The sequence below is a fragment of the Neisseria sp. P0008.S010 genome (genome assembly GCF_051962715.1).
GTDB classification, from domain to species: Bacteria; Pseudomonadota; Gammaproteobacteria; order Burkholderiales; family Neisseriaceae; genus Neisseria; species Neisseria elongata.
The window spans coordinates 1-22,101 of sequence record NZ_JBQCVA010000037.1 but is presented as its reverse complement, the minus strand read 5'-3'; the positions used below and the strand labels follow the sequence as shown (position 1 = coordinate 22,101).

The window sequence follows — 22,101 nt, the reverse complement described above, 5'->3', positions numbered from 1 at the left end:
AGGCATAGCCGTGATCATCGCCAACCCGCGTCAGACGCATCAGTTTGCCCAATCGCAGTCGCTGACCAAAACCGATGCCAAAGATGCCAAAATGCTCGCCTTCTTCGCACAGATGATGACGTAGAAAGAAGGTTGGCAAACCATGCTCTACCACCCGCCCACCGAAGCGGAAGAAGTGTTGGAAGCATTGGTTAACCGCCGCAACCAACTGGTGGATATGCGGACTGCCGAGAAAAACCGTCTGCATCAGGTTCATGAGACACAAGTCGAAAGCGTCAAACAACTGATTGCCCATTTTGACCGGTTGATTGACGAGTTGGACAAACAAATCGACGACCACACCCACACGCATTTTGATGGCAAAGCCCAAGTGGCGGAGCAAATCAAAGGCATCGGTTCGATAACGACGGCTACGCTGATGGCGATGCTGCCCGAATTGGGACGGCTGTCGCACAAACGGCTAGCGAGTTTGGTCGGCATTGCCCCGCACCCGAGGGAGAGCGGGGAAACCAAATTCAAAAGCCGCTGCTTCGGCGGAAGGTCTGCGGTGCGTAAGGCGCTGTATATGGCCACCGTGGTAGCGGTGCGTTTTGAACCGCTTATTCGGGATTTCTACCAGCTCCTGCTGTCCAAGGGTAAGCCGTATAAGGTTGCCGTTACGGCATGTATGCGCAAACTGCTGACGATATTGAATGCCCGGATGCGTGATTATTTTGCCGAAAACGGTACCACCGAAAACGGTATCCAAACGGCTTGATTTGAGTTTTGGTATTTTTGCCCGACGGGGTGAAAAATACAGTTGCTACCCTTTTCCTCTCCCGGCATTACTAACAATTTTGCATGATTCAGATAATGCCAGAGGAGTTCCCTACCCTACTCCACGAAAAACATCTTTTCCACTTTGCACTTCAACAAATTTCCCTCTTCATTACCTGAAAAGGCCGTCTGAATCTGCTTTCAGACGGCCTCTTTCCCTGTATTTCCTGATTGGATTGATTACGGCAAGGATTCGCTGTAACGCCACTCTCCCAAGCCGAGTTGTTCGTCAAACAGGTTCAGACGGCCTATGGCTACGCGGATCAAGCGCAGGCAGGGATAGCCGGCTTTGGCGGCCATGCGGCGGACTTGGCGGTTTTTGCCTTCGCTGATTTTAATTTCCAGCCAAAAATCAGGCACGGTTTTTCTGACGCGCACGGGCGGGTTACGCGGCCATAATCGGCCGGTTTCTTCCTCGGACAGCAGCCGGATTTTGGCCGGACGGGCGGTAAAGCCGCCTAAGTCCATCGGGCGTTGCAGCAGTTGCAGTTTGTCAGTGTCCGGTATGCCTTCGAGTTGCGCCCAGTAGGTTTTTTCCACTTTGAAGCGGGGCTGGGTAATCCTTGCCTGCAGTTGCCCGTCGTCGGTCAGCAGCAGCAGGCCTTCGCTGTCGGTATCCAAACGGCCTGCGGGATAAAAACCGGGCGCGTCTATGTAGTCTTTCAGACTCGGATGCTTTTCATGCGGGCTGAACTGGCAGATCACGCCGCAGGGTTTGTTGAAGATAATCAGGGATTTCATGTTTCAGACGGCCTTATGCTTCGGCCAGTGCGCGTTGCTGCAGGGCAGACAGTTCGGCAATGCCTTTTTGCGCCAGTTTGACGAGTTTGGCCAGTTCGTCGAAATCAAACGGCGCGCCCTCTGCCGTGCCTTGGATTTCGATGATTTTGCCTTCGCCGTTCATCACAACGTTGATGTCGCTGTCGCAGCCCGAATCTTCGGGATAATCCAAATCCAGCAGCGGTACGCCGTTTACGATGCCGACCGATACGGCGGCAATGCTGCCGGTCAGCGGGTTTTCGGCAATCAGGCCGTCTGAAAGCAGTTTTTTCACGGCCAACGCCAAAGCGACGTATGCGCCGCTTATCGATGCGGTGCGCGTGCCGCCGTCGGCCTGTATCACGTCGCAATCTATCAGAATCTGCCTTTCGCCCAGTTTGGCCATGTCTACCGCCGCGCGCAGTGAACGGCCGATCAGGCGTTGGATTTCCTGCGTGCGCCCGCCCTGCTTTCCGGCCGCGGCCTCGCGCCGCATCCGTGTGGCGGTGGACGCGGGCAGCATACCGTATTCGGCGGTTACCCAGCCCTGCCCTTTGCCGCGCAAAAACGGCGGTACGCTTTCGTCTATGCTGGCGGTGCAGATGACTTTGGTGTTGCCGCATTCGATTAAAACCGAGCCGTCGGCGTGCGGCAGGAAGTTCGGGGTGATTTTGACGGTGCGTAAGGCATCGGCGGCGCGGGATGTACGGGTATAGCCGGTCATGGGGTTGTCCTGTCTGTTGAAAAATGAAAATTATAACACTGCGGATGTGTTATATTGCCCCTGCTTTCACTCGTAAACAGAAACGGAGTAAAAACATGACGATTCACAGTATGACCGGCTTTGCCAATGCGGCCGGCGAATGCGGCGGCAAACGCATCAACCTCGACATCCGCGCGGTGAACCACCGCTATTTGGACGTGCAGTTCAAAATGCCCGACGACCTGCGCCATTTGGAAGGCAGCCTGCGCGAAATCATCGCCGCCTCTGCCGTGCGCGGGAAAATCGAATGCCGCATCCAGATTCAGGCTTTGGAAAACGGGGCGGCCGAACTGCACGTCAATCAGGATTTGGCGGCCGAGTTGGCGGCTTTAAACGAAAAATGGCGCAAGCAGTTCGACGGCTTGGGCAAGCTGACGGTGGCCGATATTTTGCGCTTCCCCGGCGTGCTGGTCAGCCAGGCCGAAGATCAGGAAACGTTTGCGCTGGCCGTGCAAAACCTTTTGTCCGATGCGGTGAAGGATTTTTCCGCCGCCCGCGCCCGCGAGGGGGAAAAGCTGCAGGCTCATATCTTGGAGCGGCTGGAGGCGATGGACGGCATTGTGGATGCGCTGTCCGAACTGTTTCCGCACTTATTGCAGGCGCATTTGGACAAGGCGCGCGCCCGTTTGGCCGAAGCGGTGGAGAATATCGACGAAGACCGCCTGAAGCAGGAATTCGCGCTTTATATGCAGAAAGCCGACGTGGATGAAGAATTCAGCCGTCTGAAAACGCATATCGCCGAAGTCCGCCGCATCGTCACTGAGCAAAAAGGCGGCGTCGGCAAACGCTTGGACTTCCTAATGCAGGAATTGAACCGCGAAGCCAACACATTGGGCAGCAAGGCGATTGCCGCCGAATGCACGCAGGCTTCGGTCGAATTGAAAGTGTTAATCGAGCAGATGCGCGAACAGGTGCAGAATATCGAATAAGCCCCCCTGCCCGCTTTCAGACGGCCTCAAACCGCTTTTGAGGCCGTCTGAAAAAAGCGGCGGGAAACGATGAAACCGAGACGATAAAGTATGCAGAAAATCAAAATCTGGGATTTGCCCGTCCGCGTTTTCCATTGGACACTGGCCGCTGCCCTCGCCTTCATGTGGTTCAGCGCGAAAACCGGCGGCAGCTGGATGGCTTGGCATTTGCGCGTCGGCCTGCTGGTGGCCGCGCTGCTGGTTTTCCGCCTGTGCTGGGGCATTTGGGGTAGCGACACGGCGCGCTTCGCCCGTTTTTTCCGCCCCCTGCAAATCGGCAGCTATTTGCGCGGCACTTGGGACAAACAGGCGCATCCCGGGCATAACCCGTTGGGCGCGTTGATGGTGGCCGCCCTGTTGGCCGCCCTGTTTTTCCAAGTGCTGACCGGCCTGTTTGCCGCCGATGAAAACACTTTCCTGTACCACGGTTATCTGAACGGCCGGCTGGAAAACGGCGGCGAAACCTTCCGCCGCATCCATGTGAATTTTTTCAACCTGTTGGCTCTGCTGGTCGGGCTGCATATCGCGGCCGTTTTGTTTTACCGCCTGTTTAAAAAGCAGGATTTGATTACGCCGATGATAACCGGCCTGAAAGAATGGCAGGGCAACGTGCCGTCCCTGCGTTTTGCCGGAATCGGCGCGTTTGTTGCCGCGCTCGCCGTTGCCGCAGCGGCCGTCTGCCTGATTTGGCTGCTTCGAAAGTAAGCAGGGAAACAAAAGGCCGTCTGAAAACTGTTTTCAGACGGCCTTTTTTCATCCATCACAGGGATTCCGCATCATCCTTGCGCCCGAGCACCATTGCGTCGCCGTAGCTGAAGAAACGGTATTCTTTTGCCACGGCGTGGCGGTAAACCGCTCGGATTTCCTCAATGCCGGAAAACGCGCTGACCAGCATTAGAAGCGTCGATTTCGGCAGGTGGAAATTGGTAATCAAACGGTCGGCAACGCGGAAACGGTAGCCCGGCGTGATGAAAATATCGGTATCGCCCCGCCCTGCTTTCAGACGGCCTGTTTCCCGCGCGGCCGATTCCAGCGCGCGCATCGAGGTGGTGCCGACCGCCCAGACTTTTGTCCCCTCCGCCTTCGCCGCCTCCACCGCCGCCACTGTTTCGGGCGGCACGTCGTACCATTCGCTGTGCATTTTGTGTTCGGCGATGTTCTCCGTCCGCACAGGCTGGAACGTGCCGGCACCGACATGCAGCGTTACCTCCGCCAGGCGCACGCCTTTGGCTTTGAGTTCCGCCAGCAGCGCGTCGGTAAAGTGCAGGCCTGCGGTAGGCGCGGCCACTGCGCCTTGGTGTTTGGCGTACACGGTTTGGTAACGGCTCTCGTCGTCGCCGTCGGCCGCCCGTTCGATATAGGGCGGCAGCGGCAGCCGGCCGTGCTGCTCGAGGAGGCGGTAAACCGTTTCTTCTTCGTCGAAATGCAGGCGGAAGAGTTCGCCTTCCCGTGCCGTCATTTCCGCCCCTATCCCGCCGTCGAACAGCAGCTGGGTGCCGGGCTTGGGCGATTTTGAAGAACGGATGTGCGCCAGCGCGGTGTGTGCGTCCAATACCCGTTCGATGAGGGCTTCGATTTTCCCGCCGCTGGCTTTTTGGCCGAACAGGCGCGCCTTCATGACTTTGGTGTTGTTGAACACCAATACGTCGCCCCTGCCCGCAAGCTGCGGCAGGACGGAAAACATTTCGTCGCGCAAGGGTTCGCCGGGCAACGCCGACAGCAGCCGGCTTGCGCCGCGTTCGGCGGGCGGTTGTTGGGCAATCAGGTGTTCGGGAAGGTCGAAATCGAAATCGGAAAGCTGCATGGGATGGAGGCCGTCTGAAAAAAGCGGGCATTATATCCTTTTCAGACGGCCTCTGCCGCCGTTTCCGCCTGCACAAACGGCCGCGTATGCCGTAAAATAAACGGCATACAAACCTGCCCGAAAGGAACTGCCATGAGCAACCCGAATCAAGAAACCATCACCATTACCCCGCACGACCTGCCCCTGCATTGCAGCGGCCCGCGCAACGAAACTTGGAACGGCCATCCGCGCGTTTTCCTGCCCATCCAATCCAACGGTACCATCGAGTGCCCCTATTGCGGCACCATTTACAAGCTGGAAGGCGAAATCAAACCGCACGGTTATTGAGTTTTGCCGCCGATATGGACACAGGCCGTCTGAATGCTTCAGACGGCCTGTTTGTTAAGAGCGGGATATTCAGCGGTAGCCGGTTTGGATACCGTCGCTTTCTATCGGTTCGAACCATATATCGCGGTAGGCGGCATAGGTAGTGAGATAAGACACCATCGAAAAGAACAGCCATACGGCGACAAAAATATAGGTAACCGCCTTGCCCGGAATGTTACCGAGCAGCCGACCAAGCAGCCAAAATGCCGCCGCCATCAGCAATCCCTGCGTGATGGCGGACAAAGTCAGCGGCAGGATGTTTTTGAAGCTGGCTTTGATGCTTTGGATAATGGCGGCCATCGGCGTTTCGTCCTGGATAAACACCAATACCGGTGCAAAGCCCAATAATTGCTGAACGGTTAAAAACCACAATAAAAACATAAAAATATCGGCCATTCCGCTGAGTGGATTCCACAAACCCAAAGCTCCCGCTATGCCGTAAAGCAGATACCCCCATGCGGCGGCGGCAAAGAACAGCAAAATCAGCAGCAGGATGAATTCGAATACCTTGCCTTCCAAAATCAAAAACATCTGACCGATGCCGGGCGGGCGTTCCTCATGCTCCTGTATCGAAGCCGCCATCAAAAGCCCGCCCGCCTTGAACAGCATATATATGGCCAGCAGTACCAATCCGGCAATAAAGAGATGCTGCGCCAAAGAAGTCAGCGCCCATTCGCAGGCCAGCAAAATAAAGGCAATCCTCATCCACGACAGCGGGTATTCGCGGAACAGAAAAAAACCCTCCATAATCCATTCCACGCCGCGGACGATACTGCGGGACGCGGGTTCGTCCAACAGCCGTTCATCCATTTCCCCCGACGGCTCGGCGTGGAAAAAAACATCATTTCCCATATTTATTTCCTATTCAGTCAAACAGATGTAATAAAATTGCGGCACATATTAGCATAATTTAACCTTAATTAGATATTTTTCACTTTCAGACGGCCTCCCCTGTTCCGAACAGCGGACAGCAACGGCTGCGCGGACAAACTGTTTTCCAAGCAAGGCAGTGCGGTAAGGCCGTATACCCGCCCTTCCATTTCACTATACAATATCGCGCAACACAAAAACGCCCTACCACCATGTCCAAAAAAATCCTCATCATCACCCCGAGCTGGATCGGCGACTGCGTCATGACCCAGCCGCTTTACCGCCGCCTGCACGAACTCCATCCCGGCTGCACCATAGACGCATTCGCGCCCAAATGGTCGATGGCGGTGTTCGAGCGCATGCCCGAAATCAGCCGCGTCATCGAAAACCCGTTCGGACACGGCGCGTTGGAACTGAAAAAACGCTGGCGAATCGGGCGCGAACTGGGCAAACAAGGTTACGACCAAGTTATCGTCCTGCCCGGCTCGCTCAAATCCGCCCTCATCGCCTTCGCCACCGGCATCAAACAGCGCACCGGCTACGTCGGCGAATCGCGCTATTTGCTGCTCAACGACATCCGCAAACTCGACAAAGCCGCCCTACCCCTGATGGTCGACCGCTACACCGCCCTCGCCCATCCGACGCAGGCGGACTTCAACGGACATTCTGACAACCCGCGTTTCACCATTTCCCCAGAAAGCCGCGCCGCCGCCCTTGCCAAATACGGCTTAAACACCGATAAACCGGTTCTCGCCTTCTGTCCGGGCGCGGAATACGGCCCCGCCAAACGCTGGCCCGCATGCCATTTTGCCGAACTCGGCCGCCGCTATCTGGCGCAAGGCTGGCAGGTTTGGCTCTTTGGTTCGCAAAAAGATTTCGACATCGCCGAAGAAATCAACCGACTTTCAGACGACCTCTGCACCAACCTCTGCGGCAAAACCAACCTTTCCGAAGCGATTGACCTGCTTTCCTGCGCCGACACCGTCGTCTGCAACGACAGCGGCCTGATGCACCTCGCCGCCGCTCTCGACCGCAAACTCGTTGCCGCCTACGGCTCGTCCAGCCCCGACCACACCCCGCCCTTGAGCCAAAAAGCCAAAATCGTCAGCCTACACCTCGAATGCTCGCCCTGCTTCAAACGCGAATGCCCGCTGGGACACACCGACTGTCTGAACAAACTCACGCCGGACATGGTTCAAAAAGCGGCGGAGGAATTGGCGCAAACGGAATAAACGGCATATCTGCGGCCTGAGGCACGGCTAAATTTCCGGCATGACTCAATCGTCTGCAAAATTTGTTTTTTTATGTTAAAGTTCGGCTTTAAAAAACTCCGACAGACGCACGGATTCAGGCGGTTTGCCCTGCCTCCGGGCGTCGGAAACCAATCATGATGCAGTCTTGGCAACTACCAGAATATATCGCCGATATCCTTCCAAGCGGCGCACGTCAGCTTGAAAGTGCAAAAGAGAAATTATTGGCATTGTTCCGCTCGCACGGCTACGAACTCGTGCATCCCCCTTTGATGGAGTACAGCGATTCGCTGCTGACCCATATCGATTCGGGACTGTCCCTGAAAACCATCCGCTTTGTAGACCAAATCAGCGGCCGCCAGCTCGGCATCCGCGCCGACATCACGCCGCAGGTGGCGCGCATCGACGCCCACCTGCTGTCGGCCAATCAAGGCATCAACCGCCTGTGCTATGCGGGCTCGGTGCTGCACGCCCGTCCGGAAGGCTTCCTCAACAGCCGCGAACCTTTGCAGGCCGGTGCCGAGCTTTACGGCTTCGACGGCATTGCAGCCGATATCGAAATCATCGGCCTGATGCTGGACAGTTTGGCCTTGGCCGATTTCGGCGACGTGCTGCTGTCTTTGGGGCATATCGGCGTATTCCGCGCACTGGCCGCGTCGGCCGAACTGTCGCCGCAGCAGGCGGAAACGCTGTTGGCCATGATGCAGGACAAAAACGTGGCCGCCGTCCGCGGACAGGTGGAAGCCTGGGCTTTGGACGGCATGTGGCGCAAAGCGTTTTCCCTGCTGCCCACGTTGTACGGCAGCCGCGAAATATTGGCGCAGGCGCGGGAAAAACTGCCGGATTTGTCTTTAATCAGCAAAGCATTGGACGAACTGGAAGCCGTCTGCCAAGCCTTCCCGCAACGGGCGGTTCACATCGATTTGGCCGAATTGCGGGTCGATAACTACCACACTGGCCTGCTTTATGCGGCTTACGGCAGCGACGGGCACGATGCGGTGGCGCGCGGCGGACGTTACGACGGCTTGGGCGGATATTTCGGCCGCAGCCGTCCGGCCACCGGCTTCAGCTTCGACTTGCGCAAGTTCCTGGGCCGCCTGCCCCAAGGCGGACGCCGCACGGCGATTGCGGTGGCGTTGGCCGATACGGCTGATGCGGTGGAAGAAATTGCCCGCCTGCGGGCCGGGGGCGAAACGGTGGTCGTCGATTACGGCATGGAGGCAAACAGCACGCGCGACGGTTCGCGCCGTTTGCTGAAACAGGACGGAAAATGGGTTGTCCTCGGCGATTGAGCCTTTCAGACGGCCTTTTAAAAACGGACAGGCCGTCTGAAAGGCCGCATAAACGTTTCAGACGGCCTTAACATCTTATTTTCAAACATTTCAACGAGGTAATAGTATGGCGCAAAACGTAGTGGTCATCGGTTCGCAGTGGGGCGACGAAGGCAAAGGCAAAATTGTGGATTGGCTGGCCGAGCAATCCGGCGGCGTGGTCCGCTTCCAGGGCGGGCACAATGCCGGCCACACGCTGGTTGTCGGCGGCAAAAAAACCATCCTGCGCCTGATTCCGAGCGGCATCCTGCATGAAAAACTGGACTGCTTCATCGGCTCCGGCGTGGTGGTTTCCCCCGAAGCCTTGCTGGGCGAAATCGACGAACTGATTGCCGCAGGCGTGAAAAACGTGGAAGGCCGTCTGAAAATCGCGCCGACCGCCACCCTCATCCTGCCCTACCACATTGCCTTGGACCAGGCACGCGAAGCATCGAAGGGCGATAAAAAAATCGGTACGACCGGCCGCGGCATCGGCCCGGCTTACGAAGACAAAGTCGCCCGCCGCGCCGTGCGGGTGGTGGATTTGTTCGATGATGAAAAACTGGCGGAAAAAGTACGCGCCAACGTCGAACTCTACAACGTCCAACTCGAACACCTGCATCATGCCGCTCCGGTCAGCTTTGACGAAATCATGGCGAAAATCAACGGCTTTAAGGCACGCATCCTGCCGATGATTCACGATGTCGCCCGCACCTTGTACGAGAAAAACGCCAAGGGCGAACGCCTGCTGTTCGAAGGCGCGCAAGGCACCCTGCTCGATATCGACTACGGCACCTACCCCTTCGTTACCTCGTCCAACTGTTCGGCCGGCGCGGCCGCCGCCGGCGCGGGCGTTCCGCCCCATATGCTGCAATATGTGCTGGGCATTGTGAAAGCCTACACCACGCGCGTCGGTTCGGGCCCGTTCCCGACCGAATTGTTCGACGAAGTCGGCGCGGGTTTGGCGCAGCGCGGCAACGAATTCGGTTCGGTAACCGGCCGGCCGCGCCGCTGCGGCTGGTTCGATGCCGCCGCACTGAAACGCTCGATTCAGATTAACGGCATCACCGGCATGTGCATCACCAAACTCGACGTGATGGACGGTATCGAAGAAATCAAAATCTGCACCGGCTATGAATTCGAAGGCAAAACCATAGACATCCTGCCTTTCGGCGCAGATGCCGTGGCCAAATGCAAACCGATTTACGAAACGCTGCCCGGCTGGAAGGAATCGACTTTCGGTGTGAAAGAATACGACGCGTTACCGGAAAACGCCAAGCGTTACCTGAAACGGATTGAGGAAGTCTGCGGTGCGCCGGTCGCCATCATTTCCACAGGCCCAGACCGCGACGAAACCATCCTGCTGCAACATCCGTTTGCCTAAATGGTTTGAACGCCAAGAGGCCGTCTGAAAGCCCTGCATCGGCTTTTCAGACGGCCTCTTTCTGTTTTTAATCCGCTTTGAATCAGTATGGCAGGGCGAAGCCGTGTCTTTCCGTTTGCAGTCAATCCGCTAAATCGGCGGGTAGCCTTGAAAACCGATTTCAGACGGCCTGCCGTGCGGATTCGGTGTCAAGATGATGCGGTGTTTGCCGACGCGGTCCAGGGCAAGCAGGTTGTCTACGTCTTTCAGATTGTCTTTGTGTTGTCGGGCATGGCCGGGTAAAAGGGTGTTCAGGGCTTTGGTTTTGGCTTCGGCAGGATTTGCGGCGGCAAACAGACCGAATGCGTGCGCTTCCGCAAGCTGTCCGGCCAAATAGCCACCGACGTTGGCGAAATACAGGCGCGGCGCGTTTTCAGACGGCCTTTCATCTTCGGCGGGCTGTTCGGAGACAGTAATGTCATAGCCGTCCGCCCATTCGACAATCTGCCAGCCGTCGATGTGGATTTTGTCGACATCGCCGAACCATGCGGCCTTTAGCGCGGGGACGGCCTCTTGGTAGTTGTCGCAAACGACAAATTGGATGTCGTGTACTTCGATATTGGAGCGGCCCGCGTTGCCGCCGAGATAGAACATGTAGAGTTTGGGCATGGGGTGTTTGATTCCGGGCGTTCAGACGGCCTGCCGTCATATTGCACGGTTTGATGGAGATATAGTGGATTAAATTTAAATCAGGACAAGGCGGCGAGACGAAGGCAGTACAAATAGTACGGCAAGGCGAGCCAACGCTGTACTGGTTTAAATTTAATTCACTATAAACAGGCGGATTATAAGGGATTGCCCTATAATCGCGGCTCTTTATTTTTTATTTTCAGACGGCCTCTATCATGAGTATTTACGCCCTCAAACCCAAATTCCAAAACCTGCTGCGCCCGCTGGTGCGTGCGCTTTATAACCGCGGTGTAACCGCCAATCAGGTTACGCTGGCGGCTTGCGCGGTGTCGGTCGCGGTCGGGCTGCTGCTGTCGCTCGGCGCGCAGGTTCCTGCCTTGTTTTGGCTGTTGCCCGTGTGGCTGTTCGTCCGCATGGCGTTGAACGCGGTGGACGGGATGCTGGCGCACGAGTTCGGTCAGCAGTCGGCATTGGGCGGTTATCTGAACGAAATCACCGATGTTGCCGCCGATGCCGCGCTGTATCTGCCTTTCGCCTTTATCTCCCCTTTCGGCGGCCTGCAAATCACCCTGTTTGTCTGGCTGGCGGCGATGACGGAATTTTGCGGCGTGTTGGGTCAGGTACACGGCAACGGGCGGCGTTATGACGGGCCGTTCGGCAAGAGCGACCGCGCGTTCTTTATCGGCGTACTGGCGGTGTGGTACGCTGTGGCGGGCAGCTTTCATGTGGTTTTCCACGCCGTCATGTGGTTGGCCTGCGCGGCATTGGTTTACACCTGCTATAAACGCGTTGCCAATGGTTTGAAGGCCGTCTGAAAATAGCTCCCCCCTCTTCCATTCCATTGATAAAACGACAAATTTTATGCAAAAAACTTCGCACATCCTCCCTTTACTGCTCACGGTTTTCATTGCCGCACTCATCGTCTGGTCGGGCATCAATCCGTCCGACCGCGCTGTTTGGTACGCAGAAATCATCCCCGTTTCCATCGTATTTGTCGCGCTTATCGCCACTTACCGCCGCTTCCGCTTCAGCAATTTGGCTTATGTTTTCATGAGTTTCTGGCTGATTATGCACACCATTGGTTCGCATTACACCTTCGCCGATGTCCCCTTCGATTGGGCAAACCGCCTGCTTGCGCCGTTTTTAGGCGAAGGGCGCAACCATTTCGACCGCGTCGGCCACTACATTATCGGTTTCTACGCCTATCCGATGGCGGAATGGTTGTTGCGCCGCAAACTCTGCCGCCCTATCCTTGCCCTGTTTTTCTCTTTGTTCTTCATCATGAGCGTGGCGGCGGCTTACGAAGTCATCGAATGGCAGTATGCAGTGATTGACGGCGGCGAAGCGGGGCTGGAGGTGCTCGGTTCGCAAGGCGATATTTGGGACGCGCAAAAAGACATACTCGCCGATACGCTGGGCGCGCTGACTTCCTTGCTTATCTTCCTGTTTACCCGGCCTGACAAAAAACAAATTTCTAGCGAAAAAGGATGAAATGCGGTTGATAATGTTGCGTTTGATTCGATTGCTGTTTTGCCGCCGTTGAGACAGTTTAAATAAGGGAGGCAGTCTGAAATTGTGTTTTTCAGACGGCCTCTACCCTTCTCCCATCTATGCTGCTCAAGCGGCAATACCCAATAACCCGGCCAGTTGCGGCCAGTAAAACAGGCAGGCGATGGCGCAGACGGCGATGGCGATGCCTGCCGCATTGACGGTACTGATTTTTTCTTTGAAGGCGGCCGCGCCGACGAGCGTGCCGCAGACGATGACGCCGATGTTCATACCGGCAAACACCAGCGTGGGATTGTCGGACATGGCCTGATGGGCGCGGATATAGGAGAGGATGTTACCGAAGTTCAGGCAGCCGAGCAGCAGGCCGCCCAAGATGCCGGAGGCCGTCCATTTACTGCCTTTGGCAAACAGGCGGCCGAACATCAGGATGCCGGCCAGGCAAAAGGCCACGAGGAGGTTGCCGGGTACGGCCGTACCGCTTTTGGCCACTTGTTTGAACAGGACATCAATGATGCCGTAACCCGCCCAAACGGCCAGCAGCAACCCGGCACTCTGCCAGCCGCCGCTTTTTTTCCCGCCTTCATGTTTCCACAGCAGGCAGAACAGCGCGGTAAATGCGAGGACGAGGCCGATAAGGCGGCCGCGCGACAGCTGTTCGCCGAACAGCAGGAACGAGGCCAAAACGGGGATGAAGAGCGACAGCCGTTGCGCGGCGTCGGATTTGACGATGCCTGCCGCATCCACCGCCCTGCCCATGACGACGAACACCGTCGGCAGCAGCACGCCCAAGGCGGCAAACAGCCACCAGGTGGACAGGTATTGCCGCCAGTTTGCAGTGTCCGGCTGCAAAAACAGCACGGTGAGGCCGACGGCGGCGATGTAGTTCACGCCTACCGCTTGTTCGAGGTCGATTTTTTTCTTTTTGGCGATTTTCAGCAGGACGGATACCGCCACGCTGCAACAGATGCTGATGATGAGGTAATACATAATCCGCTTTTTCTTTCCGCTTCCGCTAAATTTTCAGACGGCCTGACGATGGTGCGTTCAGGCCGTCTGAAAAGCGTTTGTTTAAGGGCGCAGTTCGGGCAGTACGTTCAATATGGCCGATAGGACGGCCTCGCCGAGCCGCAGGGACCGCTGGCCGTTCCAGCCGAAATCGTCGTCGGGCAGGTTGTGGTTGTCCTTAAACGGCATTTCCAACGTATAGGCCAGGCAGTCGAAGGTATTGCCCACCCAGTTTGTCGCCATGGAGAGGTCGGCTTGGCCGGGCCGGTCTTTTTCGTAGCCGTGCTCGTCTTGGAAATCGGGGCTGGCGGCGGTAAAGGCGGCTTTGAAGCGGCTTTCCAATGCGGCAATGCGCGGGCCGTAGCCGGGCACGCCTTCGGTTCCCGCCACGAAAATGTAAGGCAGCCCTTCGTCGCCGTGGATGTCGAGAAATAAATCGACACCGGTTTCCCGCATTTTTTCGCGGACATAAAACACTTCCGGGCTGCGCTCTTCGCTCGGTGAGAGCCATTCGCGGTTGAGGTTTGCGCCGGCGGCATTGGTACGCAGGTTGCCCAAGGCCGAGCCGTCGGGGTTCATATTTGGCACGACGTAGAATGTGGCACTGTCGAGCAAGGCGCGCGCGGTCGGGTCTTGGGGGTCGAGCAGGCGGGCGAGCAGGCCTTCGATAAACCATTCGGCCATCGTTTCCCCGGGATGCTGGCGGGCGATAATCCAAATTTTCAAATCGCTTTCAACTTGGTTGCCTATGGTCAGCAGATTGATGTCGCGCCCTTCGACGGTGCTGCCCAAGTCGTCTATCTGACACAGGCCGCTGCCTTGCGCGTCGCCCAGCAGGTTGAGGTGCTGCTCGGAGGAATAGGGTTCGAAATAGGCGTAGTACACGCTGTTGGACAGGGGCGTGTGTTCGATGGTCAGCACGCCGTTTTCGTAACGGGTGGGCACGCAGAACCAGTTTTGGCGGTCATAGGAGGCGCGCGCCTGATAGTCTTCCCAGCCCGACGGATAGGCGGACGAGGCGGCGTTTTCAAAGTGCATGACGCAGTTTTGATAAGCCGCGCCCTGAAGGCGGAAATAAAACCATTGGGCGAAATCCGAAGCATTGTCGGGACGGATGGAAAGGCGGATGTTCTGAGGGTCGGCCAGGTCGTGCACGATGACCGCGCCGCCGTCGAATCGGGTGGAGATTTTCAGCATAAAATGCCCGGAAAGAAAAAGGTTGGAAACGCGGCATTATAGGTTCTATCGCCAGCCTGCGCCATCTTTCAGACGGCCTTTCCGCTATAATCGGGCCGTCTGAAAAATTGGAAAAGATATGAAACTGACTTTGATGTTCCGCGAATATTGCAGCTTGTGCCACGCCATGCGCGACCGTTTGACGGCTTTGCAGCAGGAGCGGCCTTTTGAATTGGAAGTGGTGGATGTGGACGACGATCCGCTGCTGGAGGAAAAATATAACGAGCTGGTTCCCGTGCTGTTGGACGGCGATAAGGAAATCTGCCATTGGCATTTGGATGAGGAAAAACTGCGCCGTCATTTGGACGAAGAGGCCGTCTGAAAAGGCGGCATGAGAATTTCAGACGGCCTTGATGCTTCAACATATGTCTATAAACAAAAAGGCGGCAACCTAAAAAGGCTGCCGCAATACCTCAAATCAGAGATTTACGCTTCACAAACAATACAGGCTACAGCCTGTACTTCATCCGCACAGCTCAACTCTGCGCGGACAAAGAGGATAAAGGCTTTTCAGACGGCCTGACGGCGAAGGGATGGAAGAAGACCGCAGGCCGTCTGAAAACCTTATTGTTTAACCATGGGTCAGTGGAACTGGTTCATGGTGTTGTCTTTACCGCCCGCTTTCAGCGCGGCTTCACCGGCAAAGTATTCTTTGTGGTTGTCGCCGATGTCCGATCCGGCCATGTTCTGGTGTTTCACGGTGGCGATGCCCTGGCGGATTTCCTGACGCTGAACGCCTTTCACATAAGCCAGCATGGCTTCGTCGCCGAAGTAACCTTTCGCCAGATTGTCGGTGGACAGGGCGGCGGTGTGGTAGGTCGGCAGGGTAATCAGGTGGTGGAAAATACCAGCCTGTGCGGACGCGTCGCGCTGGAAGGTGCGGATGCGCTCGTCGGCTTCTTTCGCCAATTCGGTTTCGTCGTATTCGGCACTCATCAGTTTGGCGCGGTCGTAGGCGGACAAGTCTTTGCCTGCATCTTTCCAAGCATCGAATACTTGCTGGCGGAAGTTCAGCGTCCAGTTGAACGACGGGCTGTTGTTGTATACCAGCTTGGCGTTCGGAATCACTTCGCGCACGCGGTCGATCATTTCTTTGATTTGGCCGACATGCGGTTTTTCGGTTTCAATCCACAGCAAGTCCGCACCGTTTTGCAGCGAGGTAATGCAGTCCAGCACCACGCGGTCTACGCCTGTGCCTTTTTTGAATTGGAAAAGGTTGCTCGGCAGGCGGGTCGGTTTGATGGTTTTACCGTTGGTGTTCACAATCACGTCGCCGGCTTTGATTTGGCTCAGGTCGGTGATTTCTTCGCCTTCCAAGAAGCTGTTGTATTGGTCGCCCAAATCGCCCGGCCGTGTGGAGAAGGCGATTTGTTTGGTCAGGCCTGCACCCAAGGAGTCGGTACGGGCGACAATCACGCCGTCGTCCACGCCCAATTCCAAGAAAGCGTAACGCACGGCATTGATTTTGGCCAGGAAGTCCACATGGGGAACGGTTACTTTGCCGTCTTGGTGGCCGCATTGTTTTTCGTCGGATACCTGGTTTTCAATCTGGATACAGCAGGCACCGGCTTCAATCATTTTTTTCGCCAGCAGGTAGGTGGCTTCCGCATTGCCGAAACCGGCATCGATGTCGGCGATAATCGGCACGACGTGGGTTTCGAAGTTGTCGATTCTGCCTTGGATTTCGGCAGCTTTGGCATTGTCGCCTGCGGCACGGGCTTCGTCCAAAGCGGTAAACAGCAAATCAAGTTCGCGGGCATCCGCTTGTTTCAGGAAGGTGTACAGCTCTTCAATCAATGCGGGGACAGAGGTTTTCTCGTGCATGGATTGGTCGGGCAGCGGGCCGAATTCGGAACGCATACCGGCAACCATCCAGCCGGAAAGGTAGAGGTAGCGTTTGTTCGGGGTTTGATGGTGTTTTTTCACCGCAATCAGTTTCTGCTGTCCGATAAAACCGTGCCAGCAGCCCAAAGATTGGGTGTAGTTGGCAGGATTGGCATCGTATTCGGCCATGTCGCGGCGCATGATGGCGGCGGTGTATTTGGCAATGTCCAAGCCGGTTTTGAAGCGGTTTTGCAAACGCATGCGGGCAACGTATTCAGGGGTGATGGCTGCCCAACCCTGGCCGTGCGCCTCTTTGACTTGTTCTGCTGCTTTGATTTCTTCCTGATAATTAGCCATTGTGATGCTCCTTTACTCTCTTCAATTTGGTTCTGATAAAAACGCCGCAACGCTTTTGTAATGGCGTGTAGTCGAGCGGCTTGACGTGAATTTACCTGCAAATTTTATACTTGCCAAGTATGTTTTTTTGATTTGATTGGGGATTTTTTCTTCTTCGGGAGTACGTTTAAGCGGATATTTGATATTTTCCCGCCAAACTCAGGGGCAAACGTGTATTTTATGGCCTCGTTTCCTAAAATTTAGGCAGTTTTTTGTTATTTTAATGTTATCAAAGAAGGTTTTTATTTTATAAACCGATGTGTTTCAGGTAATTAAATATCGCCTTATGTGTAATGACTTGTAGTTTTATATTATCCAACCATATCGGAATGAAAAATATGATTCCGGATATTTCCCGTAAACCGGCTTTATTGAAAAAAACCAATATTTTCCAGAAAATAAAATTGGGGCTGTACTAGATTAACCCTAAATTCCACACCAATCCCGCAAGATTTTAAGCTGTTGAGACGGTGTGCCGAAGTTAAACCGAAATTCGCATTCTTTCAAGAACAGCGGGAAGGATTTGCGATCAATTCCGTTGTATTTGCGCAAGACGCGTTTTGCCTGATTCCAAAAATTCTCAATGCCGTTCATGTGGTTCTGACGGTCGGCAAACGCTTTGGAATGATTGATGCGGTAATGGATAAAACCGCTTACGTCTAGCTTGTCATAGCTGCTCAGACTATCGGTATAAACAATGCTGTCCGGCATGATTGTCTGTTTGCTAACAGGCATCAACGTATCGGACTTGGCATTATCTACGACAACGGTATAGACCCGTCCGTTGCGTTTCAGAATGCTGAAGGCAACCACTTTTCCTGCCGCGCCGCGACCACGTCTGCCTTTACGCCGTCCGCCGAAATAGCTTTCGTCCAACTCGACAGGGCCCTCAAAAACCTCATCGGCAGCCAAGGCCAAATGATGGCTGATGACCATACGGATTTTGCGGTAGAACAGGACTGCCGAATTGGGATGGATACCCAAAATATCGGCGGCAGAACGGGCGGTAACTTCGAGTACAAAAAACCGGAGCAGTTCTTTCTGTACTTTTTTCTTTAATTTGCAGTGTGTTATCTTCATATTTCGAGGGTAACATATCTACTAATCTAGTAAAGTCCCATAAAATTTGCATCGCGAAAAGCCGAAAAGCCGAGGCGGCTCAAGCAATTCTGCAAAGTCGGGCAACATTTTGCCGGTTTGAATTTAATTCGCTATGGTTTACAATCCGCCGCTTTGCAAAATGTGGTTCGCAATCCTCCCACAATAAAAAACTAAGGAATTTTCTATGACGCGTTCTTCTGAAGAGTTGCGGGGCATCACGCTGCTCGGCAATCAGCACAATCAATACAAAACCGAATATGCGCCGGAAGTTTTGGAAGCATTCGACAATAAGCATCCCGACAACGATTATTTCGTCAAATTCATCTGCCCCGAATTTACCAGCCTGTGCCCGATAACCGGGCAGCCGGATTTTGCCACCATACACATACGCTATATTCCGGGGAAAAAAATGGTGGAAAGCAAATCCCTCAAGCTGTATTTGTTCAGCTTCCGCAATCACGGTGATTTCCACGAAGACTGCGTCAATATCATCATGAAGGATTTAATCGGATTGATGCAGCCGAAGTATATTGAAGTGTTCGGCGAATTTACTCCGCGCGGCGGTATTGCCATCCATCCGTTTGCCAATTACGGCCAGGAGGGGACGGAATTCGAACAATTGGCGCGCGAACGCCTGTTCAAGCACGATATGCTATGAATGCGGATATACGCGGATTCAGTGTTTTGCAACAACGAAAGGCGTTGTTCTGGCTGGTTTCCTTTCATATCGCCGTAATTGCTGCAAGCAATTACTTGGTGCAGTTTCCTTTTACCGTTACCTTGCCCAACAGCTATGAGGTGCATTCCACTTGGGGTGCATTGAGTTTCCCGTTTATTTTTCTGGCCACCGATTTGACCGTCCGCATATTCGGCCGCAGGCCTGCGCGGCGGGTGGTTTTTTTCTCCATGTTTCCCGCACTCCTGCTGTCGTATGCCATATCCGTGACTTTCCACCAAGGCATCTGGCAGGGGACGGCGGCATTGGCTGAGTTTGACGGTTTGGTATTCCGCATTGCCACCGCCAGTTTTGCCGCCTATGCTGTGGGGCAGTTGCTCGATATTTTTGTCTTCGACCGTTTACGCCGTCTGAAAAGATGGTGGGTGGCACCGACAGCTTCCACTTTTGTCGGCAATGCGGTCGATACCCTACTCTTCTTTGCGATTGCCTTCCATGCCGGTACGGATGCCTTTATGGCGGAAAATTGGCCTCAGATTGCGGTTGTGGATTATTTGTTCAAGCTGGTTATCTGTACGCTGTTTTTCCTTCCGGCATACGGGTTGATGCTGAATATATTGGTAAAGAAAATAACGGTGCTGCACGACGGGCGGTAATGTTTGCCGTACCGGCCGCGATTGCCGGACGGCGGTTTTATTAGGTTGATGAATATGATTAAGGCTGTTTTATTCGATCTCGACGGCACGTTGGCCGATACCGCTTTGGATTTGGGCGGTGCATTGAATGCTTTGTTGCGCAGGCACGGCCTGCCGGAGAAAAGTATAGAAGATATCCGCCCTGTTGCCAGTCACGGCGCAGGCGGTTTGATCGGATTTGGTGCGGGCATAGGTAAGGAGCATCCCGAATACGGCCGGTGGCGCGAGGAATATCTGGCCGAATACGAGCGTTGTTTTGACCGCGACACGGTTTTATTCGACGGAGTCAATAAACTGATTGGCGAATTGAACCGACGCGGCCTGAAATGGGGCATCATCACCAACAAGCCGAAAAAGTTTACCGACCGTTTGGTACCAAAACTCGGCTTTTCTATCCCGCCGCAGACAGTGGTCAGCGGAGATAGCTGCGACGAAGCCAAACCTTCGGTCAAACCCATGCTTTACGCCTGCGAACAAATCAATGTGCACCCGCAAGAGTGCCTTTATGTCGGTGATGCGGAGCGCGATATGGAGGCGGGCAGGAATGCGGGAATGAAAACCGTCTTAGCCTCGTGGGGATACATTGCAGAAAGCGATCGGACGGATACTTGGCCTGCCGATTTTGTGGTCGAGATGCCGCCGGATATTTTGACTTTGCCACCTGTTGCAAGCCTTGCTTGGCCGGATAAACGGCAATAAGGAAAAGGCCGTCTGAAATATGTTTTCAGACGGCCTGTGTACTTCAAATCAAGCTTAGGCGGCAAAACGGCGGGCAACTTCGTCCCAGTTTACGATTTCCCAGAAGCCGTTCAGATAGTTCGGACGGCTGTTGCGGTAGTCGATGTAGTAGGCATGTTCCCATACGTCGCAAGTCAGCAAGGGGGTGTTGTCGCTGTTGAGAGGAGTAGCGGCGTTAGAGGTGGATACCAAATCCAATTCGCCGGCCGGCGTTTTAACCAACCATGCCCAGCCGGAACCGAAAGTGCCGGCGGCACAGGTATCGAACGCTTTTTGGAAGGCTTCGAAGCTGCCCCATTTCGCATCAATGGCAGCGGCCAGTTCGCCGGAAGGCTTGCCTTGGCCTTTGGGGGTAAAGCCCAACCAGTAGAAAGTATGGTTCCAAGTTTGTGCCGCATTGTTGAATACGCCGCCGGAAGATTTTTTAACGATTTCTTCCAAAGGGGCATGTTCAAATTCAGTGCCTTTGATTTGGTTGTTCAGATTGGTGATGTAGGTTTGATGGTGTTTGCCGTAGTGGTATTCCAAGGTTTCTTTGGACAAGTGCGGTTCCAAAGCATCCAAGGCATAAGGCAGTTCTGGCAGTTTGTGTTCCATAGTGATACTCCTGATATTTTTATTCGATTGATTGTGGCGGCCGATTCGTCCCGGCCGGAAAAGGCCGTCTGAAAGACAGAGGCTTAGCGGATTTTACCCGTTTCGGCATCGGAAACCAATTAAACTTTTATTTGCCCGCCATAGCATCGGTCTGATGGGAAAGTAGAAAAACTCAAGGCAGAAGCGGCAGAATCCGATGCAACATCCCCGTTTTGCCCTTTTCAGACGGCCTGAAACCTTTGTTTGCCGTTATTCGGATGGCTCGCTGTCTTTTTTGGATACAGGCTGAGGTCCCAAGCCGAAACGCTTTTCATAATCCGACGCTTCTTTATGATCGCGCTCCTCCATACCGAAAGCGCTCGCATTGACCCAAATCACTAAAACGGCCACGATAATTGAAAATACAGAAATAATTGCCCAAAACATTGTTTTTCACTCTTGATTTCGTTATTGGAAGGCCGTCATTCTACGCCGATTAACGGCGATGTACCAAATCCGCTATAATCCATCGATTTACACCAACCACGCGGTTCGCAAACCTCCCGCGTTACCAAAACTAGGATTCACCATGCAAAACCAACAAGCCTTGGTCATCTTCTCCGGCGGCCAGGACTCCACCACCTGCCTGATTCAGGCGATTCAAACCTACGGGCGCGAAAACGTCCAAACCATCACCTTCCAATACGGGCAACGCCACGCCGTCGAGCTGGAACGCGCCCGCTGGATCGCGCAGGATTTGGGCGTCAAACAAACCGTACTCGACTTGAGCCTGATGCAGCAGATTACGCACAACGCCCTGATGGACGACACCGCCGCCATCGAAACCGCTTCAGACGGCCTGCCCAATACCTTCGTGGACGGACGCAACGCCCTGTTCCTGCTCTACGCCGCCATCTACGCCAAAGGACAGGGCATCAGGCACATCATCGCGGGCGTGTGCGAAACCGACTTCTCCGGCTATCCCGACTGCCGCGACGTGTTCGTCAAATCCATGAACGTCACCCTCAGTCTGGCGATGGACTACGCCTTCCAAATCCACACCCCGCTGATGTACCTGACCAAAGCGCAAACTTGGGCGCTGGCGGACGAAATGGGCGTGCTGGACTACATCCGTGAGCAGACCCACACCTGCTACAACGGCATCGTCGGCGGCTGCCACGAATGCCCGAGCTGCGTGTTGCGCGAGTGCGGGCTGGCGGAATATTTGGAAAGCCAAAAGGCCGTCTGAAAAATAAACAACTGCAAGCCGCATATGTCTCAATTACATTATGAAATACCCAAATAAAACATATTAGACCTCTTGCGAAAATATTCATCCCATCGCATTAATCAGTCCTGCAATCAGATTTACCCTTAACCCGAACC

The 22,101-nt window shown here is 54.7% G+C and carries 24 protein-coding genes, 2 pseudogenes and 1 riboswitch; of the genes and pseudogenes, 15 read left to right on the top strand and 11 right to left on the bottom strand.

The genetic code is table 11. From position 1 onward, the window contains the following. Positions 1-757, top strand: a pseudogene (locus tag ACTHSL_RS09345) (IS110 family transposase); the annotation flags it as partial. Positions 758-996: 239 nt separating this feature from the next. Here the strand turns inward: ACTHSL_RS09345 and ACTHSL_RS09340 are convergent. Continuing rightward, positions 997-1,557: a pseudouridine synthase gene (locus ACTHSL_RS09340; RefSeq protein ID WP_440381190.1), complete on the bottom strand. Its 561-nt coding sequence runs from the start codon at positions 1,555-1,557 to the stop codon at positions 997-999. Positions 1,558-1,570: 13 nt separating this feature from the next. Further along, entirely contained in the window at positions 1,571-2,299 is a 729-nt protein-coding gene (gene rph, locus ACTHSL_RS09335) for a ribonuclease PH (RefSeq protein WP_440381189.1), read from the bottom strand. A gap of 95 nt (positions 2,300-2,394) precedes the next feature. On the opposite strand from rph, the gene ACTHSL_RS09330 reads away from it, so the two are divergent. Next, positions 2,395-3,267: a YicC/YloC family endoribonuclease gene (locus ACTHSL_RS09330; RefSeq protein WP_049249363.1), complete on the top strand. Its 873-nt coding sequence runs from the start codon at positions 2,395-2,397 to the stop codon at positions 3,265-3,267. 90 nt (positions 3,268-3,357) lie between these two features. Continuing rightward, a complete protein-coding gene (locus tag ACTHSL_RS09325; RefSeq protein WP_440381188.1) occupies positions 3,358-4,011 on the top strand; it encodes a cytochrome b/b6 domain-containing protein in 654 nt (217 codons plus the stop codon). Between the two features lie 55 nt (positions 4,012-4,066). On the opposite strand, the gene queA is transcribed toward ACTHSL_RS09325, so the two are convergent. Continuing rightward, complete coding sequence (gene queA / locus ACTHSL_RS09320) at positions 4,067-5,110, bottom strand: tRNA preQ1(34) S-adenosylmethionine ribosyltransferase-isomerase QueA (protein ID WP_440381187.1); 1,044 nt, start codon at positions 5,108-5,110, stop codon at positions 4,067-4,069. A gap of 132 nt (positions 5,111-5,242) precedes the next feature. Between queA and ACTHSL_RS09315 the strand changes: the two genes are divergently transcribed. Then, on the top strand, positions 5,243-5,437 hold the full coding sequence (locus ACTHSL_RS09315; RefSeq protein ID WP_440381186.1) for a zinc-finger domain-containing protein: 195 nt from the start codon (positions 5,243-5,245) through the stop codon (positions 5,435-5,437). A 69-nt stretch (positions 5,438-5,506) separates the two neighbouring features. On the opposite strand, the gene ACTHSL_RS09310 is transcribed toward ACTHSL_RS09315, so the two are convergent. Further along, positions 5,507-6,328 carry a hypothetical protein gene (locus ACTHSL_RS09310; RefSeq protein ID WP_440381185.1) on the bottom strand — a complete coding sequence of 274 codons (822 nt, stop codon included), beginning with the start codon at positions 6,326-6,328 and terminating at the stop codon, positions 5,507-5,509. A 230-nt stretch (positions 6,329-6,558) separates the two neighbouring features. Here ACTHSL_RS09310 and waaF point away from each other — a divergent pair, with 230 nt between their 5' ends. The 3 genes from waaF (at position 6,559) to ACTHSL_RS09295 (ending at position 10,290) form a co-directional block, all read left to right on the top strand. After that, the gene (gene waaF / locus ACTHSL_RS09305) at positions 6,559-7,578 is read left to right on the top strand and encodes a lipopolysaccharide heptosyltransferase II (protein ID WP_440381184.1); all 1,020 of its coding nucleotides are present in this window, start codon (positions 6,559-6,561) and stop codon (positions 7,576-7,578) included. A gap of 158 nt (positions 7,579-7,736) precedes the next feature. Continuing rightward, positions 7,737-8,888, top strand: a complete 1,152-nt coding sequence (locus tag ACTHSL_RS09300; RefSeq protein ID WP_440381192.1) for an ATP phosphoribosyltransferase regulatory subunit — start codon at positions 7,737-7,739, stop codon at positions 8,886-8,888. A gap of 106 nt (positions 8,889-8,994) precedes the next feature. Continuing rightward, positions 8,995-10,290: an adenylosuccinate synthase gene (locus ACTHSL_RS09295; protein ID WP_041961405.1), complete on the top strand. Its 1,296-nt coding sequence runs from the start codon at positions 8,995-8,997 to the stop codon at positions 10,288-10,290. A 129-nt stretch (positions 10,291-10,419) separates the two neighbouring features. On the opposite strand, the gene ACTHSL_RS09290 is transcribed toward ACTHSL_RS09295, so the two are convergent. Then, positions 10,420-10,938: a DUF1543 domain-containing protein gene (locus ACTHSL_RS09290; protein ID WP_440381183.1), complete on the bottom strand. Its 519-nt coding sequence runs from the start codon at positions 10,936-10,938 to the stop codon at positions 10,420-10,422. Positions 10,939-10,995: 57 nt separating this feature from the next. On the opposite strand from ACTHSL_RS09290, the pseudogene ACTHSL_RS09285 reads away from it, so the two are divergent. The 3 genes and pseudogenes from ACTHSL_RS09285 to ACTHSL_RS09275 form a co-directional block, all read left to right on the top strand. Then, a pseudogene (locus tag ACTHSL_RS09285) lies at positions 10,996-11,102 on the top strand (IS5/IS1182 family transposase); the annotation flags it as partial. 72 nt (positions 11,103-11,174) lie between these two features. Then, positions 11,175-11,774, top strand: a complete 600-nt coding sequence (locus ACTHSL_RS09280; RefSeq protein WP_440381182.1) for a CDP-alcohol phosphatidyltransferase family protein — start codon at positions 11,175-11,177, stop codon at positions 11,772-11,774. A 46-nt stretch (positions 11,775-11,820) separates the two neighbouring features. Beyond that, the gene (locus ACTHSL_RS09275) at positions 11,821-12,450 is read left to right on the top strand and encodes a DUF2238 domain-containing protein (RefSeq protein ID WP_440381181.1); all 630 of its coding nucleotides are present in this window, start codon (positions 11,821-11,823) and stop codon (positions 12,448-12,450) included. A gap of 126 nt (positions 12,451-12,576) precedes the next feature. Here the strand turns inward: ACTHSL_RS09275 and ACTHSL_RS09270 are convergent, their stop codons facing one another. After that, a complete protein-coding gene (locus ACTHSL_RS09270) occupies positions 12,577-13,455 on the bottom strand; it encodes an EamA/RhaT family transporter (protein WP_440381180.1) in 879 nt (292 codons plus the stop codon). Positions 13,456-13,536: 81 nt separating this feature from the next. Then, positions 13,537-14,670 (bottom strand): M14 family metallopeptidase, encoded by a 1,134-nt coding sequence (locus ACTHSL_RS09265; protein ID WP_440381179.1) that lies wholly within the window; start codon positions 14,668-14,670, stop codon positions 13,537-13,539. 118 nt (positions 14,671-14,788) lie between these two features. Between ACTHSL_RS09265 and ACTHSL_RS09260 the strand changes: the two genes are divergently transcribed. Continuing rightward, positions 14,789-15,031 (top strand): glutaredoxin family protein, encoded by a 243-nt coding sequence (locus tag ACTHSL_RS09260; protein ID WP_440381178.1) that lies wholly within the window; start codon positions 14,789-14,791, stop codon positions 15,029-15,031. Positions 15,032-15,291: 260 nt separating this feature from the next. On the opposite strand, the gene ACTHSL_RS09255 is transcribed toward ACTHSL_RS09260, so the two are convergent. Both ACTHSL_RS09255 and ACTHSL_RS09250 read right to left on the bottom strand, forming a co-directional pair. Then, positions 15,292-16,890 (bottom strand): isocitrate lyase, encoded by a 1,599-nt coding sequence (locus tag ACTHSL_RS09255; protein WP_440381177.1) that lies wholly within the window; start codon positions 16,888-16,890, stop codon positions 15,292-15,294. A gap of 465 nt (positions 16,891-17,355) precedes the next feature. Next, a complete protein-coding gene (locus tag ACTHSL_RS09250; RefSeq protein WP_440381176.1) occupies positions 17,356-18,009 on the bottom strand; it encodes an IS1595 family transposase in 654 nt (217 codons plus the stop codon). A 156-nt stretch (positions 18,010-18,165) separates the two neighbouring features. After that, a riboswitch (PreQ1 riboswitch) is annotated at positions 18,166-18,210 on the top strand. Positions 18,211-18,214: 4 nt separating this feature from the next. On the opposite strand from ACTHSL_RS09250, the gene queF reads away from it, so the two are divergent. Genes queF through ACTHSL_RS09235 form a run of 3 tightly spaced genes read left to right on the top strand, consistent with a single transcriptional unit; the run spans position 18,215 to position 20,100 of the window. Then, positions 18,215-18,688 (top strand): preQ(1) synthase, encoded by a 474-nt coding sequence (gene queF, locus ACTHSL_RS09245; protein WP_440381175.1) that lies wholly within the window; start codon positions 18,215-18,217, stop codon positions 18,686-18,688. Next, complete coding sequence (locus ACTHSL_RS09240) at positions 18,685-19,362, top strand: 7-cyano-7-deazaguanine/7-aminomethyl-7-deazaguanine transporter (protein WP_440381174.1); 678 nt, start codon at positions 18,685-18,687, stop codon at positions 19,360-19,362. Before queF ends, ACTHSL_RS09240 begins: the two co-directional genes overlap by 4 nt. Positions 19,363-19,416: 54 nt before the next feature. After that, positions 19,417-20,100 carry an HAD family hydrolase gene (locus ACTHSL_RS09235; protein WP_440381191.1) on the top strand — a complete coding sequence of 228 codons (684 nt, stop codon included), beginning with the start codon at positions 19,417-19,419 and terminating at the stop codon, positions 20,098-20,100. Positions 20,101-20,154: 54 nt separating this feature from the next. On the opposite strand, the gene ACTHSL_RS09230 is transcribed toward ACTHSL_RS09235, so the two are convergent. Together ACTHSL_RS09230 and ACTHSL_RS09225 are read right to left on the bottom strand one after the other, a co-directional pair. Beyond that, complete coding sequence (locus ACTHSL_RS09230; protein ID WP_338196674.1) at positions 20,155-20,736, bottom strand: superoxide dismutase; 582 nt, start codon at positions 20,734-20,736, stop codon at positions 20,155-20,157. A 249-nt stretch (positions 20,737-20,985) separates the two neighbouring features. After that, a complete protein-coding gene (locus tag ACTHSL_RS09225; RefSeq protein ID WP_003770091.1) occupies positions 20,986-21,162 on the bottom strand; it encodes a hypothetical protein in 177 nt (58 codons plus the stop codon). A 142-nt stretch (positions 21,163-21,304) separates the two neighbouring features. On the opposite strand from ACTHSL_RS09225, the gene queC reads away from it, so the two are divergent. Beyond that, on the top strand, positions 21,305-21,964 hold the full coding sequence (gene queC, locus ACTHSL_RS09220; protein ID WP_440381173.1) for a 7-cyano-7-deazaguanine synthase QueC: 660 nt from the start codon (positions 21,305-21,307) through the stop codon (positions 21,962-21,964). The last annotated feature ends 137 nt before the right edge of the window (positions 21,965-22,101 follow it).

What these genes read in the sequence shown, in the direction of transcription:
- queA (WP_440381187.1), bottom strand. Translation starts at nt 5,110, where the DNA reads ATGCAGCTTTCCGATTTCGATTTCGACCTTCCCGAACACCTGATTGCC.
- ACTHSL_RS09280 (WP_440381182.1), top strand. Translation starts at nt 11,175, where the DNA reads ATGAGTATTTACGCCCTCAAACCCAAATTCCAAAACCTGCTGCGCCCG.
- ACTHSL_RS09340 (WP_440381190.1), bottom strand. Translation starts at nt 1,557, where the DNA reads ATGAAATCCCTGATTATCTTCAACAAACCCTGCGGCGTGATCTGCCAG.
- ACTHSL_RS09330 (WP_049249363.1), top strand. Translation starts at nt 2,395, where the DNA reads ATGACGATTCACAGTATGACCGGCTTTGCCAATGCGGCCGGCGAATGC.
- ACTHSL_RS09240 (WP_440381174.1), top strand. Translation starts at nt 18,685, where the DNA reads ATGAATGCGGATATACGCGGATTCAGTGTTTTGCAACAACGAAAGGCG.
- ACTHSL_RS09290 (WP_440381183.1), bottom strand. Translation starts at nt 10,938, where the DNA reads ATGCCCAAACTCTACATGTTCTATCTCGGCGGCAACGCGGGCCGCTCC.
- ACTHSL_RS09260 (WP_440381178.1), top strand. Translation starts at nt 14,789, where the DNA reads ATGAAACTGACTTTGATGTTCCGCGAATATTGCAGCTTGTGCCACGCC.
- ACTHSL_RS09265 (WP_440381179.1), bottom strand. Translation starts at nt 14,670, where the DNA reads ATGCTGAAAATCTCCACCCGATTCGACGGCGGCGCGGTCATCGTGCAC.
- ACTHSL_RS09325 (WP_440381188.1), top strand. Translation starts at nt 3,358, where the DNA reads ATGCAGAAAATCAAAATCTGGGATTTGCCCGTCCGCGTTTTCCATTGG.
- queC (WP_440381173.1), top strand. Translation starts at nt 21,305, where the DNA reads ATGCAAAACCAACAAGCCTTGGTCATCTTCTCCGGCGGCCAGGACTCC.
- rph (WP_440381189.1), bottom strand. Translation starts at nt 2,299, where the DNA reads ATGACCGGCTATACCCGTACATCCCGCGCCGCCGATGCCTTACGCACC.
- ACTHSL_RS09315 (WP_440381186.1), top strand. Translation starts at nt 5,243, where the DNA reads ATGAGCAACCCGAATCAAGAAACCATCACCATTACCCCGCACGACCTG.
- ACTHSL_RS09295 (WP_041961405.1), top strand. Translation starts at nt 8,995, where the DNA reads ATGGCGCAAAACGTAGTGGTCATCGGTTCGCAGTGGGGCGACGAAGGC.
- ACTHSL_RS09300 (WP_440381192.1), top strand. Translation starts at nt 7,737, where the DNA reads ATGCAGTCTTGGCAACTACCAGAATATATCGCCGATATCCTTCCAAGC.
- ACTHSL_RS09275 (WP_440381181.1), top strand. Translation starts at nt 11,821, where the DNA reads ATGCAAAAAACTTCGCACATCCTCCCTTTACTGCTCACGGTTTTCATT.
- ACTHSL_RS09235 (WP_440381191.1), top strand. Translation starts at nt 19,417, where the DNA reads ATGATTAAGGCTGTTTTATTCGATCTCGACGGCACGTTGGCCGATACC.
- ACTHSL_RS09230 (WP_338196674.1), bottom strand. Translation starts at nt 20,736, where the DNA reads ATGGAACACAAACTGCCAGAACTGCCTTATGCCTTGGATGCTTTGGAA.
- ACTHSL_RS09255 (WP_440381177.1), bottom strand. Translation starts at nt 16,890, where the DNA reads ATGGCTAATTATCAGGAAGAAATCAAAGCAGCAGAACAAGTCAAAGAG.
- queF (WP_440381175.1), top strand. Translation starts at nt 18,215, where the DNA reads ATGACGCGTTCTTCTGAAGAGTTGCGGGGCATCACGCTGCTCGGCAAT.
- ACTHSL_RS09250 (WP_440381176.1), bottom strand. Translation starts at nt 18,009, where the DNA reads ATGAAGATAACACACTGCAAATTAAAGAAAAAAGTACAGAAAGAACTG.
- ACTHSL_RS09270 (WP_440381180.1), bottom strand. Translation starts at nt 13,455, where the DNA reads ATGTATTACCTCATCATCAGCATCTGTTGCAGCGTGGCGGTATCCGTC.
- ACTHSL_RS09225 (WP_003770091.1), bottom strand. Translation starts at nt 21,162, where the DNA reads ATGTTTTGGGCAATTATTTCTGTATTTTCAATTATCGTGGCCGTTTTA.
- ACTHSL_RS09310 (WP_440381185.1), bottom strand. Translation starts at nt 6,328, where the DNA reads ATGGGAAATGATGTTTTTTTCCACGCCGAGCCGTCGGGGGAAATGGAT.
- waaF (WP_440381184.1), top strand. Translation starts at nt 6,559, where the DNA reads ATGTCCAAAAAAATCCTCATCATCACCCCGAGCTGGATCGGCGACTGC.